The organism is Halomonas sp. 11-S5, assembly GCF_029889825.1.
In the GTDB taxonomy this organism is placed as follows: domain Bacteria; phylum Pseudomonadota; class Gammaproteobacteria; order Pseudomonadales; family Halomonadaceae; genus Halomonas.
The window spans coordinates 28,834-44,662 of record NZ_JARANW010000006.1; the positions used below are offsets into that span (position 1 = coordinate 28,834).

A 15,829-nucleotide genomic window follows, 5' to 3' on the forward strand; every position below is an offset into this window, starting at 1 on the left:
TGAATGTTATAGATTTCACCTTACACTCATCCGCATGCCTGCCGCCCCAGGCCGCCCAGCCAGATAGGTGCCCCATGACCCTCCTCATGAGCCTGGTCGGGATGATGACGCTGATCGCCATCGCCCTGATCTTCTCTTCCAATCGCCGCGCCATCCGACTGCGCACCGTGGGCGGCGCCTTCGCCATCCAGGCCAGCATCGGCGCCTTCGTGCTCTACGTGCCAGCCGGCCAGACCGTGCTCGCCACCGTCTCCGATGCGGTCAGCCAGGTGGTGCTCTACGCCAATGACGGCATCGGCTTCCTGTTCGGCAGCCTGGCCGACGTCGAGTCCACCGGCTTCGTGTTCGCCTTCAAGGTGCTGCCGGTGATCATCTTCTTCTCCTCGCTGACCGCGGTGCTCTACTACATCGGCGTCATGCAGTGGATCATCCGCATCCTCGGCGGCGCCCTGCAGAAGGCGCTCGGCACCTCGCGCACCGAGTCGCTGTCGGCCACGGCCAACATCTTCGTCGGCCAGACCGAGGCGCCGCTGGTGGTGCGGCCCTTCATCGCGCGGATGACCCCGTCGCAGCTGTTCGCGGTGATGTGCGGTGGCCTGGCCTCGGTGGCCGGCTCGGTACTGGCCGGCTATGCGGCGCTGGGTATCCCCATGGAGTACCTGGTGGCCGCCTCCTTCATGGCCGCCCCCGGCGGGCTGCTGTTCGCCAAGCTGCTGATGCCCGAGACCGAGACGCCCGAGGACAGCGTCTCCGCCGCCGAGGAGCGACTCGAGGAAGAGGAAAACCATCCCGCTAACGTGCTCGACGCCGCCGCCTCCGGGGCCAGCTCCGGCCTGATGCTGGCCGCCAACGTCGGCGCCATGCTGCTGGCCTTCATCGGCCTGATCGCCCTGGTCAACGGCATCCTCGGTGGCGTGGGCGGCTGGTTCGGCATGGAGTCGCTGAGCCTGGAGATGCTGCTCGGCTGGCTGTTCGCGCCGCTGGCCTTCCTGCTCGGCGTGCCCTGGCAGGAGGCGACCCTGGCCGGCTCCTTCATCGGCCAAAAGCTGGTGGTCAACGAGTTCGTAGCCTACATCAATCTGGCGCCCTACCTGGACGGCGAGCAGGTGGTAGCCGCCACCGGGGAGGCCCTGTCCGGGCATTCCGCGGCGATCCTATCGTTCGCACTGTGCGGCTTCGCCAACCTCTCTTCCATCGCCATCCTGCTCGGGGGGCTGGGCAGCATCGCCCCCAGCCGCCGCCACGAGATCGCCCGCTTCGGCCTCAAGGCGGTGCTGGCCGGTACCCTCTCCAACCTGATGTCCGCCACCCTGGCCGGCTTCTTCATCGCCCTCGGGGCATGAACCGGCGACGCCGCGGCCCCGGCCGCGGCGTCAGGCTTCTCTACAGGACTCTTTTCTATAGGACCATGTCATGACCGATCTGCAACGCGCCGCCCGCCAAGCCCTGTCGCTGATGGACCTCACCAGCCTCAACGACGACGACACCGATGCCACCATCGAGGCGCTGTGCCAGCGGGCCAAGACGCCGATGGGCGCCCCGGCGGCGATCTGCGTCTACCCGCAGTTCATCGTCCCGGCCCGCCGGGCGCTGACTGCCCACCGCCTGAACGACAACGTGAAGATCGCCACCGTCACCAACTTCCCCGACGGCGGCGATGACGTCATGCGCGCTGCCCGGGCAACCCGCGAGGCGGTAGCCTCCGGCGCCGACGAAGTCGACGTGGTCTTCCCCTACCGCGCGCTGATGGCTGGCGACGAGGCCGTGGGCCAGAAGCTGGTCGAGATGTGCAAGGCCGCCTGCGGCGACGCCACCCTCAAGGTAATCCTGGAGACCGGCGAGCTGAAGGACCCGGCCCTGATCCGCCGCGCCGCCGAACTGGCCGTGGAGGGCGGCGCCGACTTCCTCAAGACCTCCACCGGCAAGGTCTCCGTCAACGCTACTCTGGAGGCCGCCGAAATCCTGCTCGAGGTGATCCGCGACAGCGGCGAGGACGTCGGCTTCAAGGCCGCCGGCGGCGTGCGCACCACCGAGGACGCCCAGGCCTACCTGCAGCTCGCCGAGCGCATCATGGGCGCCAACTGGCTCACCCCGGCACACTTCCGCTTCGGCGCCTCAGGCCTGCTCGACGACCTGCTCCTCACCCTGGGCGCCTTCGAGGGCAACGCCGGCCCCGAGGACGGCTACTGATGCTGCCCCAGGAGCTGATCCGCGCCAAGCGTGATGGCCGCGTGCTGGGCCGCGACGCGATCCGGCAGCTGGTGGCCGGCATCGCCGACGGCAGCCTCTCGGATGCCCAGGTGGGTGCCCTGGCCATGGCGGTGTTCCTGCGGGGCATGGAGGCCGAGGAGACAGTGGCATTGACCGAGGCGATCCGCGACTCCGGCGAGGTGCTCGACTGGTCCGGCCTCGACCTGCCCGGGCCGGTGCTCGACAAGCACTCCACCGGCGGCGTGGGCGACCTCGTCTCGCTGGTGCTCGGCCCCTGGATCGCCGCCTGCGGCGGTCACGTGCCGATGGTCTCCGGCCGCGGCCTGGGCCACACCGGCGGCACCCTGGACAAGCTCGAGGCGATCCCCGGCTACTCGGTCACCCCGGACACCGCCACCTTCCGCCGGCTGGTCAAGGAGGTGGGCGTGGCGATCATCGGCCAGACCGCCGACCTGGCGCCGGCCGACCGGCGACTCTATGCGGTGCGCGACGTCACCGCCACCGTGGAGTCGCTGCCGCTGATCGTCAGCTCGATCCTCGGCAAGAAACTGGCCTGTGGCCTTGATGCCCTGGTGATGGACGTCAAGTGCGGCAGCGGGGCCTTCATGCCCACAGAGGAAGCCGCCAGAGCGTTGGCGCAAACCATCGCCGAGGTAGCCAGCCAGGCCGGGACCCGCACGACGGCACTGGTCACCGACATGAGCCAGCCGCTGGCCCCCTGCGCCGGCAATGCGCTCGAGGTGCGCGAGGCGCTGCGCCTGCTCGGCGGCGAAAAGCGCCACGGCCGCCTGCTGGCGGTGACCCGCGACCTGGCCACCGAGCTGCTGCTGGCCGGCCGCCTGGCCGATTCCCGGGACGCCGCCATGGCGCGGCTCGACGAGGCGCTGGCCTCGGGGGCGGCCGCCGAGCGCTTCTCCCGCATGGTGGCGGGCCTCGGCGGGCCCAGCGACCTGCTCGAGCGCCCCGACCACCACCTGCCCGAGGCGCCGGTAACCCGCGCGGTACATGCCGAGCACCCGGGCCGGGTCCAGGCCATGGATACTCGCGCCCTGGGCCTGGCCGTGGTGGCCCTGGGCGGCGGCCGTCGCGCCCCCGGCGAGGCCATCGACCCCGCGGTCGGGCTTTCGCACATTGCCTCCCTGGGCGAAACCGTGGACGCCGAGCGCCCGCTGGCGCTGGTTCATGCCGCCAGCGCCGCGGACGCCGACCGGGCCGCCCAACAGCTCCGCGAGGCCATCCAGATCGGCGACGCCCCCGCCACGCCCCCATCCCTGATCCATGACGTCATCCGTCGGGAGGCCCCATGACCCGCGCCATCGTGCTCGTGCTCGACTCCTTCGGCATCGGGGCGGCGCCCGACGCCGCCCGCTTCGGTGACGCCGGTGCCGACACCCTGGGCCATATCGCCGCCGCCTGCGCCCGTGGCGACTGCGACCTTCCAAGGGGCCCCGAAACAGGCCCCAGCGCGGGCCGCCAAGGGCCGCTTCACCTGCCCCACCTGGCCCGGCTGGGCCTCTTCCATGCCCACCACGCCAGCACCGGCCACTGGGCCGAGGGCGTCGCGGTGCCCGACGCGGTCACCGGCGCCTGGGGCCACGCCGCCGAGGTCTCCTCGGGCAAGGACACCCCCTCGGGCCACTGGGAGATCGCCGGGGTACCGGTGCGCTCACACTGGGGCTACTTCCTCGAGGAAAAGAACAGCTTTCCCGCCGAGCTGCTCGAAGTGCTAGTGCAGGAGGCGGAGCTGCCCGGGGTGCTCGGCGACTGCCACGCCTCCGGTACCGAGATCATCGCCCGGCTCGGCGAGGCGCATGTGGCGAGCGGCAAGCCCATCGTCTACACCTCGGCGGACTCGGTGTTCCAGATCGCCGCCCACGAGGAGGCCTTCGGCCTGGAGCGGCTCTACGCGCTCTGCGAAGTTGCCCGCCGCCTGCTCGAGCCCTACAACATCGGCCGGGTGATCGCGCGCCCCTTCGTGGGCGACGCCACCGCGGGCTTCACGCGCACCGCCAACCGCCGCGACTACAGCGTCGAGCCGCCCGCCCCCACGGTGCTCCAGAAGCTGCATGACGACGCTGGCACGGTGGTGGCCATCGGCAAGATCGCCGACATCTACGCCCACTGCGGCATCACGCGCACGGTGAAGGCCAGCGGCCACGACGCCCTGATGGATGCGACCCTCGAGGCCCTGATGGATACCGGCGAGCACAGCCTGATCATGACCAACTTCGTCGACTTCGACATGGTCCACGGCCACCGCCGCGACGTGCCAGGTTATGCTGCGGCCCTGGAGGCCTTCGACGCCCGCCTGCCCGAGCTGCTGGACAGGCTCCGCGACGATGACCTGCTGGTCCTCACCGCCGACCATGGCTGCGATCCCACCTGGAGGGGCACCGACCATACCCGCGAGCACGTCCCGGTGCTGGCGCTGGGCGCGGGCCTCGCCCCGGGCTCGCTGGGTGCCTGCGAGACCTTCGCCGACATCGGCCAGAGCCTGGCCACGCACCTGGGCCTCGCGCCCATGGACGACGGCACCAGCTTCCTGCCGCCTGCCTCGTCTTCCACCACGCTATCCAACGCTACGGGAGGCCACTGATGGCAACGCCCCATATCGATGCCGAGCGCGGCGACTTCGCCGATACCGTGCTGATGCCCGGCGACCCGCTGCGCGCCCGCTACATCGCCGAGACCTTCCTGGACGAGGTCCGCCAGGTCAACACGGTGCGCAGCATGGCCGGCTATACCGGGCGCTACAGGGGCCGGCCGATCTCGGTGATGGGCCATGGCATGGGCATCCCCTCGGTCTCCATCTACGCCAAAGAGCTGATCACCGAGTACGACGTCGGCACGCTGATCCGTGTCGGCTCCTGCGGTGCGGTGCGCGACGACGTGGCGGTGCGCGACGTGGTGATCGGCCTGGGCGCCTGCACCGACTCCGGGGTCAACCGCACGCGATTCGGCGGCATGGACTTCGCCGCCACCGCCGACTTCGCCCTGACGCGCGCCCTGGCCGACGCCGCCCAAGGCCTCGGCGTGGCGACGAAGGTCGGCAACCTCTACTCGGCGGATCTCTTCTACGACCCGCGCCCCGAGACCGCCGCGCTGCTCAGGCGCTACGGCATCGTCGGCGTGGAGATGGAGGCCGCCGGCCTCTACGGCGTCGCCGCCGAGTTCGGCGCCCGGGCCGCCACCGTCTGCACCGTCTCGGACCATATCCTCAGGGGCGATTCGCTCTCCAGCGCCGAGCGCCAGAGCACCTTCGACGAGATGATGGAGATCGCCCTGGAGAGCGTACTGCGCGACGACGCGGCCCGGGAGGACGAGGCATGAGCGAGCCCATGACGCCTGACGCCATTCCACAGGAGATCGTCGCGGCGCTGATCGCAGTGCGCGAGCGCGCCTATGCGCCCTATTCGCGCCATCCGGTGGGCGCGCTGGTGATCGGCGAGAGCGGGAGGCGCTATGCCGGCGCCAACGTGGAGGTGGTCCACTACAAGGGGATCTGCGCCGAGGCCTCGGCCATTGCCGCCCTGGCCAGCGCCGGCGAGCGTCAGCTGCGCGAGGTCTGGGTGATCGGGCCCGGCCGGCACCTCTGCACGCCCTGCGGCGATTGCCGCCAGCGCATCCGCGAGTTTGCCACCCCCGAGACCCGCATCCGGGTGGTGGACGCCGAGGGCCGGCTGCTCAAGGAGTACGACATGGAAGCGCTGCTGCCGGACTCCTTCGGGCCCGAGAACCTGAGCCACGAGGCCCTGCACGATTAGTTCACAGGCCCCGGTTTGGCGGTCACGACTGTAGTCGTGCGACGGTCTCCTCGGTACTCCACAGGGCATTGGCCATATAGCGGAAGTTAGTCAGGGCAGCGAGGTAGCCGTCACCTTCTGGAAGCTTGGCGGCAGCCGTGGCATCGCGCACCACCACCACCTCGAAGCCTTGTTCCAGAAGCTCGCGCATGTGGGCCTCGACACACAGGTTGGCTGACATGCCGGCCAGGATGACCTGGTCGACGCGCTGTTTCCTCAGCTGCAGCACCAGGTCGTTCTGCTCGGGACCGTAGATCTTGTGGGGGGAGGTGATGATGGTCTTGCCATCCTCGATGAACTCGCGGTACTCGGGCATGAAGTCCGCTCCGCTGTCGCGCTCGAGTGCCGCCAGGGTATCGGGGCGATCGAACATGCCGATGTTGTGCATCAGCTTCTCCAGCGGGCCATTGAACTGCCAGCGGTGGTCATGCGGGTAGTAGTAGTGGGGTGAGACGGCCACGGTGATGCCGCGCTGCTTGGCAGCGGCAAACAGGCGTCGAATGTTCTCGACGGTCCCGTGTTCCCGGACGCTCTCGCCGACCACTTCCCAGGTGACGCCGTCAGGGCTCAGGAAGTCGATCTGTGGATCGGTCACCACCAGTGCGGCTCGCGCAAGGTCGAGCTCGAAGCCGGCAGCCGGCAGGGCGGCCTTCTCGGGCGGAGCGTAGGGATCGCCGGCATGCGCTTCGGCAGCGCTGGGCAGGCCACCCAGGGTGGCGGCAGTGATGCCCGCCAGCCCGCCGGCGAGCAGGCGACGGCGGTCCTTGTCGACGACGTGGAAGGTCGGCTCGGTGGCCGCGGAATGAGCCTTGTGATCGCACATGGTGTATTCCTCTCAGGCGTGGACGGTACGATGTCAGGCTAGCGCCATGCCGGTGCGATATTGTTCGCAAAGGGTGCCATTTCATCCGTTTCCATCCGGAGCCTGCATGCTCGACCAGCTGCTCAAGCGCATGACCATCGAGGTGAGATCCTTCGCCGTCTGCGAGGTGCGTCGCGGCTGGCCGCTGGAGACGCCCCCGCTGGGAAGCGTCTCGCTGCATTACGTGCTGCGTGGGGAAGGCTGCCTGCGCGACAGCTCCCATCGGTCGTTGCCGCTGGCGCCGGGCAGCCTGGTGATCTGTCCGCCGCACCAGCGATTGACCGTCAGTGAAACGGCCGGTGACCCCTTCCAGCTGCCTCACTGCGAGCCCGCCAGTGGCACCCTTGAGTGGCTGCGCAGCCAGCGTGACGACCGGCTGCCCGGGGTATTGATCCTCTGCGGGATGCTCGATGTCGGGACGCCCGAGCTGGCTGGCTCGCCATTCGACCGGCTGCAGGCGCCGGTACGGATCGCCTCGGGGAACACGGCCATCTCGCCACTGTTCGAATCGCTGTTCGAGGAACTGTCCACCCAGGCGTTGGGCAGCCAGGCGATGATCGACGCGCTGATGAAGCAGTGCCTGGTGCTACTACTTCGGGAGCTCGAGGCCGGCACGACGCATCCCGCCTGGCTGCTGGCGCTGCAGGACCCGGCACTGGGGGCGGCCGTCTCGGCAATGACCGAGGACCTCGGGCGTCGCATCGGCATCGAGGAGTTGGCAGCACTCAGCCACATGAGTCGTACGACCTTCATCGCCCGCTTCAAGAAGGCCTACGGGGAGCCGCCCCAGCGCTTCCTCGCCGAGCGGCGCCTGCGCCTGGCACGTGACCTGCTGGTTAACTCATCACTTCCGGTCAAGCAGGTGGCCCTGCGCTGTGCCTACCGAAGCCGGAGCCAGTTCAGCGCCGCCTACAAGTCGCGCTTCGGGCAAGACCCCGAGCACTACCGGCGCGCACAGCGCGATGATTCCCGCTGAGTCGCCGGTTGCCGGCTACTTGCCGGGTGGCCGTCCTCCAGGTGCAGCCAGCGGGCCAGGCGGGAGTGACGCCGTCGGCTCAGGTACCAGGGCAGCGGTGTCATCACGGCGAGTATGACCACAGCGGCCGCGATCGAAAGCAGCGGATTGGTCGGCAGTCTGACGTGCAGGGCATCCCGCCCGCTTGGAGGGCTTCCGGGCGAAATCTAGGACCATGCCTTCATGGCGTATCCGAGCGCACGCTGGCCACGGCATCGAACAGCAGTGCTGGCCGCTGCCACAGGGAATTGATGAAGATGGCGGTCACGCTAGCGGCCATGGCCACCATGGCCCACACCGGGTAGATCAGGCCGGTGGAGGCCAGCGGGATACCGACGCCGTTGAACAGGAACGCCAGCGAGACGTTCTGCAGCATCTTGCGGTATCCCCAGTGGCTGATCCGCCAGGCGGTCACCACGCTGCTCACCCGTGCGTTGAGGATGATGATATCGGCGGCGTCGATGGCGATGTCGGTACCGCTGCCCATGGCGATGCCCACGTCCGCCTGCATCAGCGCCGGGGCGTCGTTGATGCCGTCACCGACCATGGCCACCCGCCCTCCGTGCTGCATCTCCCGCAGCACGTCGGCCTTTTGCTCGGGCAGTACGCCGGCATGGACGGTGTCGATGCCCACCAGGCCGGCGATATGCCGGGCGGTGCGTTCGTTGTCGCCGGTCAGCAACGCAGTATCGATGCCCAGGGATTGGAGCCGGTGCACGGTCTCCGCGGCATCGGCCCGCAGGCCGTCGCCCAGGGCGATAGCGCCGAGTAGCTGTTCGCCACGGGCGATGACGATGACCGTCTGGCCCTGATGCTCGGCGCTTTCGATGCCATTTCTCACCGGTGCCAGATCGATGCCCTGTTCGGCGAGAAAGGCTGGACTGCCGACCGACACCGGTTCGTCGTCCACCCGGGCGGTGACGCCTCGGCCGGAGTGTGCCTGGAACTCGGCGACATCGGGGATTGCCAGGTCCCGTGACAGAGCCGCTTCGACCACGGCACGGCCCAGGGGATGCTCCGAGGCGGACTCGACCGCGGCAGCCAGCGACAGCAGCGTGCCTTCATCGCCATCGACACTGATGACCTCGCGTACCGCGGGACGGCCTTCGGTGAGAGTGCCAGTCTTGTCGAACACCACGGTGGTGACGCGCCGCAGGGCCTGAAAGGACTCACCGGTGCGCATCAGCACCCCCTGATCGGCCGCCTCGCCGGCGCCCCGCACGATAGAGAGCGGGGCGGAGATGCCCACCGCGCAGGGATAGCCCATCACCAACACGGTCAGAGCGGCAAACACGGCCCGTTCCAGATCGGGCTCGGCTCCCCACAGCAGTGGCGCACTCATCCAGAACACGAAGGCCAGCGCGGAGACGACCAGCACCGTAGGGGTATAGACCCGCAGCACCCGGTCCACCAGATGCAACAGGCCCGGTTTGAGCGCCCGGGCATCCTCCAGACTGCGGACCACCTGGTGCAGAAAGCTCGACTCGCCGGTGGCCGTCACCCGCACCACCAGCGTGCCGCTGCCATTGATGGCGCCGCCGACCACCGAATCGCCTACTCCTTTCTCAATCGGCAGGGGTTCACCGGTGACCAGGGACTGATCCACGGCCGAGTCGCCCTCGGTGACCTCGCCGTCCACCGGGATACGCTCGCCGGGGCGAATACGCACCCGCATACCGGTTTCCACCTGCGCCACCGGCAGGTCACGTTCGCCGTCCTCGTCGAGAACGTGGGCTCTCTCCGGCTGCAGGTCCAACAGGCGGCGGACCGACTGGGAGCTGCGGGTCTTGACGATCAGCGAGAGCCACTCGGAGAACAGGTGGTAGGTCAGCACCATGACCGAGACGGCGAAGAAGGCGGCGGTGGGATAGCCGTCGGGCCGTAGTGTTAGACCGATGCTGCCACCGATCAGACCCGCAAAGGCGCCGATCTCCACCAGCACATGCTGATTGAGAATGCCACGGCGCAGGGCCTGATAGGCCATGACCAGCATCTGTCGGGCGATGCCGAATACCATCGCGAGTGCCAGGCCCGCGACCAGAAGCGCCTCCTGGCCCGCCAGCAGGCTCCCGGTGCGCAGCCCGAACAGGACCAACCCGCCCAAAGCCAACAGGGCGCTACCACCCAAGGCGGCTCGGGTCCCTTGGCCACGCAGGACGGCATAGCCGAATATCACCAGGCTGACGTAAACCAGGGTAGAGAGCCCCAGGGTCCAGGGCGAGGTGGGATCGACGATCAGGCCCACCGCCGCCAGGCTGGTGGCCAGCGCCACCAGGAAGCGGTTACGCTCGCGAGCCAGCTCGCGCTCCTGGTGAGCATAGGGTTCTAGCTTGCGAGGGTCGCTGAGGGTGTAGCCGATGGCTTGCAGGGTGCCCATCAGCGTCTCGGCGCTATTCTCGCGCGAGTCGTATTCCACCAGGGCCTGTTCGTGGGTGAGGCTGACCGCCACGCGGCGTACGCCCGGTTTCTGTCCCAGGGCGCGCTCGATGGTACCGGTGCACAGCGAGCAGTGCAGTCCGCCGATATGCGCCCTCACCCGCTGGATCTCCGGCTCCCCGGTGGATTCCAGGCTCCATGGGTGGAGGCCTTCCTCCGGTGCGGCTGTCGCTGTTGTATTCATGGCCTGTCCCCTTGATGTAAATGGGCTCATGCGTCGAGGATAGGGGCCGTACATTGCTACGGGGTCAAGCGTCGGCGAGGATCAAGGCAGGATGGTATGAAGGTCTAGAAGAGGGGAGCCGGTCATGCCTTCACGTCGAGGAGAATGCCAACCACAGGGTCCAGGCTCCCAGCCCCACCAGTACGGCACCCGTCCAGCGCGGCATGCGGCCGGCGAAGCGCGCTAGGGCCTCGAGCCAATGCCGGCCACGAGCGGTATAGACAGCCAGCACCAGGGGGCTGGAGAGTGTCAGACCGAACACCAGAAGCGTGACGGCGCCGAAGATGATGCCCCCACCGGCCGCGGCCCGCGCGGCCGTATCACCGAGCAGCACCGCCAGCAGAGGGGCGGCACAGGCCGGCACATTCAAGCCAAACAGCACGCCCAGTCCCAGGCTGCCCGGTGTCCCGGAGAGGCGTGGCAGGAGGCGGTTCACGCGGGCCAGGAGCCAGGGCGCGCCGCCACCGAGGTACAGCAGACCCACGCCCACATAGAGGCTCCCCAGCACGGCCCAGATAGCGTGCTGAAGCCCCGTGAAAACGCTGCCGATCAGTGCCGCGAGCACCCCGAGCCCGGCCATCAGCACGGCCCGGGTCAAGGTGAACAGCAGCGTCTGGACGGCCCGCATCCGGCGAGGCAGCCGTTCGAGATGGCGGATAAACAGCAGGTGGCTACCGACCGAACAGGGCTCGACGAAGCCCAGCAACCCGAGTCCGGCGGCCAGCGGCAAGGCCGTTGAAAACTCCAAGACGCTAGTCTGCCTCTGTCACCAGGCTTGCCGAATACCCGGCATCCTGTACCGTCTCGGCGAGCCGCTCAGCGGAAATCTGACTGGTATCGACAGCCACCTTGGCCTCGCCGTTCTCATGAGAGACCGAGCACCCCTTGACGCCCGGCTGCTGTTCGAGAACATTGCGGACAATCTCTGCACAGCCGTTGCAGTGCATGCCCTTGATCGTGAGTCTTACGGTTTGCATGTCAGGCTCCTTTCGCTTGGCTGTCTCGTCGTTTGGCCCCGTGTCATGCTCCAGGGCGTCGATGATGGAGCAGCACCGCAATGGTCCTTCTCCTGGGCAACGGTCGAGCAGTGACATCAGCCCTCGGCGGATATGCTGGAGCCGCTCGATCTTACGATCCACATCCTGGAGTTTGGCGGTGGCGCGCTGCCAAACCTCTCTGGCATCGGTGTCGTGGTCGGTACGCAGCGAGAGCAGCTCGGCGATCTCGCGTAGGGAGAACCCGAGCTCCTGGGCGCGGCGAATGAACTGCACTCGCTGCACCGTCTCATCCGAATAGACGCGATATCCTCCACCCCACGGACGAGCTGGCTGTTCGATGAGCCTACGTCGCTCATAGAAGCGAATCGTCTCGACCCCGACGCCCACTGCTTCGGCCACTTTGCCGATGGTCATGTCACTCATGGCAGCCCTCACGCAGTGTCCGAGAACAACTTACCGGCCGTACCATGGTACGGGGTCAAGGGCGCAGTCATGTCGGCTACGCTGTCGCTTATCCAGCACAACAGGACAACTGCGTCACATCCTTGGTGAAGGTCTGCGCACAGAGCTTGAGGCCTTCCACCATGGTCAGGTAGGGAAACAGCTCGTCGCCGATCTCCTCGACTGTCATGCGCGCCCGCAATGCCAGCGCCGCCGCCTGGATCAGCTCGCCGGCTTCTCCTGCCACCGCCTGCACGCCCAGCAAGCGCCCGGTGTCGCGTTGAGCGACCATCTTGATGAATCCCAGGGTGTCGAAGTTCACCAGCGCTCTCGGCACGTTCTCCAGGTCGAGCACGCGGGTATCGACGCTAAAGCCTTGCTCGAGCGCCTCGGCTTCCGTCAGGCCGACGGTGGCGACCTGGGGATCGGTGAAGATCACCGCCGGCATGGCGCTGAGGTCCAGGGTGGCCTTGCCCCCGGTCATGTTGACGGCGGCCCGGCTCCCCCCGGCGGCGGCGACATAGACGAACTCGGGCAACTCGGTGCAGTCACCGGCGGCATAGATGTCCGGCACCGTCGTGCGCAGGCGATCATCCACCCGAATTGCCCCCTGTGCGGTTGTCACGCCGATGCTCTCCAGGTTCAGAGACTCGGTGTTGGGGGTGCGGCCGGTGGCAACCAGCAACTGGTCCGCCCTCAGGGTGCCAGCGTTAGTCTCCAGTACGAACTCGCCGTCGACGTGGTCAATACGGCCGGACTGGGTTTGCTTGAGAACCTCGATACCCTCGCGCCTGAACGCTGTCTCGACGGCCTCGCCGATGGCAGGGTCCTCGGCGGAGAGCAGGCGGCTGCGGGCCAGCACGGTGACCCGACTGCCCAGCCGAGCGAAGGCCTGGGCCAGCTCCAGGGCGACGAGGCCGGCGCCGAGCACGATCAGTCGTTCAGGGATGGTGTCGAGTGCCAGGGCGCTGGTGGAGGTCAGGTAGGGCGTGTTGGCAAGCCCTGGCACCGGCGGCTCAGCCGGGCGAGCACCGGTGCCGATGAAGGCACGATCGAAGTCGATGATGCGCTCACCGCCGTCGTTCAGCGTGACCGCCAGGCGGTGGGCATCGAGGAAACGCGCCTCACCGCTGAGCACCGTGATCGCCGGGTGGTCGCGCAGAATCCCCGCATACTTGGCGTCACGCAGTTCCTCGACACGCCCCTGCTGCTGCGCGAGCAGCTTCGCCCGGTCCACCACCGGTGCCTGGGCGCTCAATCCCGTGTCGAAGGGGCTTTCCGTGCGCCAGTGGGCGATATGGGCCGCGCGGATCAGGATCTTCGAGGGTACGCAGCCGACGTTCACGCAGGTGCCACCGAGGGTGCCACGTTCGATCAAGGTGACCCGAGCGCCGCGCTCGACGGCCTTGAGGGCAGCGGCCATTGCCGCTCCGCCGCTGCCGATCACGGCGATATGCAGGGTCTTGTCATCACTCATTCGGGGAGCTCCTTGAACCTCTGGACGTACTGCGAGAGCAGGCGTCGGTTTGTTTCTTGCGCCACAGCGCATAGGCGGTCAGGCCGATGAAGCCTGCCAAGGCGGGCAGCAGCACGACGTCCAGATAGCCGGTCAGTCCCGCCAAGCCGACGGAGACGAGCAGAATCACCAGGATCGGCGTAAAGCAGCACAGCGCTACCAGCACGGTGCCGGCCACGCCCACACGCAGCAGCACCTTGTCCCTACCGGCAGCCACGGGACCACGTCCCGATTTCGATATCGTCATGCCGTCTCCCTTCCATATGCCATGTTGGTTGGGATAAGGTTACTTCCGTAGTCAACTACGGAGTCAAGGCGCATGCCGAACAAATTGGACATGTTGACCATTGGTGGCCTGGCGAAGGCAGCGGGCGTTCATGTGGAAACCATTCGCTATTACCAGCGGCGCGGCTTGTTGACGGAGCCCGAACGACCTCCGGGGGGCATTCGACGCTATGGCGCCGCCGATATCGACAGGCTGACGTTCGTGAAGACGGCACAGCAGCTGGGCTTCAGCCTCGACGAGGTCGGTAACCTGCTCCGGCTGGAAGATGGCACCCACTGCCAGGAAGCCAGCGAACTCGCCGAGCATAAGTTGCGGGACGTGCGTGAAAAGCTCGACAGGCTGCAGCAGATCGAGAAGGTCTTGAGTGACATGGTGGCCCGATGCCACGCCCAACAGGGCAAAGTCACCTGCCCGCTGATTGCGTCATTGCATGTAGGGATAGGGAAGGCCTGACACCGTCGATAAAGTGATCTGGGATTTTCTGTACAATCCCCCGATTGATTCATGAAGCGGGCTGACGGAGGAATGGATCCGGCCTCAATGTGCGGCGGCTCAGCCCCCCGACGTGGCCTCGTGCCCCGGCCCCTCCTCATGAACCAGCTCCACGTCGACGATCCGCGAGCGGCTCATGACGATCTTCCAGCGCTGCAGCAGCGGCGCGCCGTCGCTCTCCACCTCGCGGATCACCAGGTTGATCAGGTGGCGCTTCTCCACCGGCTCGCGGACCACCTGCCCCTTCTCCTCCAGCCGATAGACATGGTGGCTGCCCTTGTCCATCAGCCGCGCCAGCGACGAGAGGTCCAGGGTCAGGGTCTCGCGGGTGCGGTCATAGCCGCTGAGGAAGCGGGTGGGCGACATGCGCGAGCTGGAGCGGTAATGCAGCACCACCTCCTCGCGCTGGGCCAGGTTGCGCTTGCGCACCCGACGGATCTGCTCGTCGAGCCAGGCATAGCGCTGGTAGTCGAACCACTCGAGCTGGCGACCCAGGACGGCATTGCTGGTCGGGTCCAGGTACTGGCGCCGCCACTTGGGACGGCCCCGGCGCAGCCAGCGCCACAGGGTGATGCGCAGGTCGTCCTTGAACACTTCGCGCAGCGCATAGATCACCGCCAGGGTCAGCACGAACAGCGCGGTGAGATCGCCCAGGGCCGCCCGGGCCTGCAGCAGGCCCAGGGAGACTAACACCATCACGACCGCCGTGGCGAAGGCCTTCACCGCCTTCTGCTCGCCGCCGCCGAGCTCCTGGCTGCGCTGCTTGAGGGTCACCGGATACTCGATCAGCCGCCTCAGCAGGCGCATCTTGTTGGACATCCGGGTAGGGTCGCGGGTGACCCGCTCGGAGTTGTACTCCCGGGCCCGGCGATGCTCGACCTCGTCACGGCAGATCGCCAGCAAGCGCTCGCGGATCGCCCGGTAGCCGCTGCCCCGCGGCAGGTGGGCGACCAGCGCCAGCAAGTTCTGCTCGGTGAACCAGGAGAGGTAGTTGTCGATGTTGGCGTAGTAGCGGTGCAGGCTCTCGTCGTTGGGTTCCTGGCGGCGCAGCCGCCTGAGAATGCCCCGGGCCAGGTCGGCAGCCTCCTCGAGCTGGATACGCAGCCGGTCGGCCTCGTCATCGTCCTGCGCCGTGCTGTTCCGGGTGGGCGCCGGGTCCTTCGCGGGCTTGTCGTCACCGCGCTTCTCTGCCCTTCGTGCACGACGCGACAGCTCCAGCAGCGCTTGGGTGGAGCGCTCCAGGGCCACCACGTACTGGTAGGCATAGAGGCTCAGCCCCAGACGGTACTGGTCGGCGTCGAGCCGCTTGCCCGCCAGGCGGCTCATCACCAGCGGCAGCCGGTGGCGGTCGCTGTAGTAGGTGCGCTTGACGTGGATGGCGCCATGGTAGAACGCCTCCTCCGAGAGCACATGGGGGGTGAGGCCCAGCTCGGCGGGCACGAAGAGGAAGACATCCAGCCGGTGGGAGGTCTCCTCGCGGAGCAGGCGGGAGACCTTGAGGTGCAGGCCATCCAGGCGCTCGACCGTGATCTGGTGGGTCGCCATC

Annotated in this window: 15 protein-coding genes; 8 read left to right on the forward strand and 7 right to left on the reverse strand. The window is 67.7% G+C overall.

Translation table 11 applies throughout. The features are described 5' to 3' along the window. Positions 1 to 74: 74 nt before the first annotated feature. From OP497_RS06585 to OP497_RS06610, 6 genes are all read left to right on the forward strand, one after another. Positions 75 to 1,343 carry a NupC/NupG family nucleoside CNT transporter gene (locus OP497_RS06585; protein ID WP_280547343.1) on the forward strand — a complete coding sequence of 423 codons (1,269 nt, stop codon included), beginning with the start codon at positions 75 to 77 and terminating at the stop codon, positions 1,341 to 1,343. A 70-nt stretch (positions 1,344 to 1,413) separates the two neighbouring features. Then, positions 1,414 to 2,190, forward strand: coding sequence for a deoxyribose-phosphate aldolase (deoC, locus tag OP497_RS06590; protein ID WP_280547345.1), 777 nt, complete (start codon positions 1,414 to 1,416; stop codon positions 2,188 to 2,190). Continuing rightward, on the forward strand, positions 2,190 to 3,518 hold the full coding sequence (deoA, locus tag OP497_RS06595; RefSeq protein WP_280547346.1) for a thymidine phosphorylase: 1,329 nt from the start codon (positions 2,190 to 2,192) through the stop codon (positions 3,516 to 3,518). Before deoC ends, deoA begins: the two co-directional genes overlap by 1 nt. After that, the gene (locus tag OP497_RS06600; protein WP_280547347.1) at positions 3,515 to 4,807 is read left to right on the forward strand and encodes a phosphopentomutase; all 1,293 of its coding nucleotides are present in this window, start codon (positions 3,515 to 3,517) and stop codon (positions 4,805 to 4,807) included. Before deoA ends, OP497_RS06600 begins: the two co-directional genes overlap by 4 nt. Beyond that, on the forward strand, positions 4,807 to 5,541 hold the full coding sequence (deoD, locus tag OP497_RS06605) for a purine-nucleoside phosphorylase (protein WP_280547348.1): 735 nt from the start codon (positions 4,807 to 4,809) through the stop codon (positions 5,539 to 5,541). Before OP497_RS06600 ends, deoD begins: the two co-directional genes overlap by 1 nt. Next, positions 5,538 to 5,975 (forward strand): cytidine deaminase, encoded by a 438-nt coding sequence (locus OP497_RS06610; RefSeq protein WP_280547350.1) that lies wholly within the window; start codon positions 5,538 to 5,540, stop codon positions 5,973 to 5,975. Before deoD ends, OP497_RS06610 begins: the two co-directional genes overlap by 4 nt. Positions 5,976 to 5,997: 22 nt before the next feature. Here OP497_RS06610 and OP497_RS06615 read toward each other — a convergent pair whose 3' ends face one another. Further along, a complete protein-coding gene (locus tag OP497_RS06615; protein ID WP_280547352.1) occupies positions 5,998 to 6,837 on the reverse strand; it encodes a cysteine hydrolase in 840 nt (279 codons plus the stop codon). Between the two features lie 106 nt (positions 6,838 to 6,943). Here OP497_RS06615 and OP497_RS06620 point away from each other — a divergent pair, with 106 nt between their 5' ends. Further along, positions 6,944 to 7,852 carry an AraC family transcriptional regulator gene (locus OP497_RS06620; RefSeq protein WP_280547353.1) on the forward strand — a complete coding sequence of 303 codons (909 nt, stop codon included), beginning with the start codon at positions 6,944 to 6,946 and terminating at the stop codon, positions 7,850 to 7,852. Between the two features lie 220 nt (positions 7,853 to 8,072). Here OP497_RS06620 and OP497_RS06625 read toward each other — a convergent pair whose 3' ends face one another. From OP497_RS06625 to merF, 5 genes are all read right to left on the reverse strand, one after another. After that, positions 8,073 to 10,511, reverse strand: coding sequence for a cation-translocating P-type ATPase (locus OP497_RS06625; RefSeq protein ID WP_280547355.1), 2,439 nt, complete (start codon positions 10,509 to 10,511; stop codon positions 8,073 to 8,075). A gap of 130 nt (positions 10,512 to 10,641) precedes the next feature. Next, on the reverse strand, positions 10,642 to 11,298 hold the full coding sequence (locus OP497_RS06630) for a cytochrome c biogenesis protein CcdA (protein WP_280547356.1): 657 nt from the start codon (positions 11,296 to 11,298) through the stop codon (positions 10,642 to 10,644). Positions 11,299 to 11,302: 4 nt separating this feature from the next. After that, positions 11,303 to 11,971 carry a MerR family transcriptional regulator gene (locus tag OP497_RS06635; RefSeq protein ID WP_280547357.1) on the reverse strand — a complete coding sequence of 223 codons (669 nt, stop codon included), beginning with the start codon at positions 11,969 to 11,971 and terminating at the stop codon, positions 11,303 to 11,305. Between the two features lie 88 nt (positions 11,972 to 12,059). Then, positions 12,060 to 13,466 (reverse strand): mercury(II) reductase, encoded by a 1,407-nt coding sequence (merA, locus tag OP497_RS06640; protein WP_280547358.1) that lies wholly within the window; start codon positions 13,464 to 13,466, stop codon positions 12,060 to 12,062. Next, entirely contained in the window at positions 13,459 to 13,752 is a 294-nt protein-coding gene (gene merF / locus OP497_RS06645) for a mercury resistance system transport protein MerF (protein ID WP_280547360.1), read from the reverse strand. Before merF ends, merA begins: the two co-directional genes overlap by 8 nt. Before the next feature lie 72 nt (positions 13,753 to 13,824). On the opposite strand from merF, the gene merR reads away from it, so the two are divergent. Further along, a complete protein-coding gene (merR, locus tag OP497_RS06650) occupies positions 13,825 to 14,244 on the forward strand; it encodes an Hg(II)-responsive transcriptional regulator (RefSeq protein ID WP_280547361.1) in 420 nt (139 codons plus the stop codon). Positions 14,245 to 14,343: 99 nt separating this feature from the next. Here the strand turns inward: merR and OP497_RS06655 are convergent, their stop codons facing one another. After that, positions 14,344 to 15,828, reverse strand: coding sequence for a hypothetical protein (locus OP497_RS06655; protein ID WP_280547362.1), 1,485 nt, complete (start codon positions 15,826 to 15,828; stop codon positions 14,344 to 14,346). Position 15,829 lies beyond the last annotated feature (1 nt).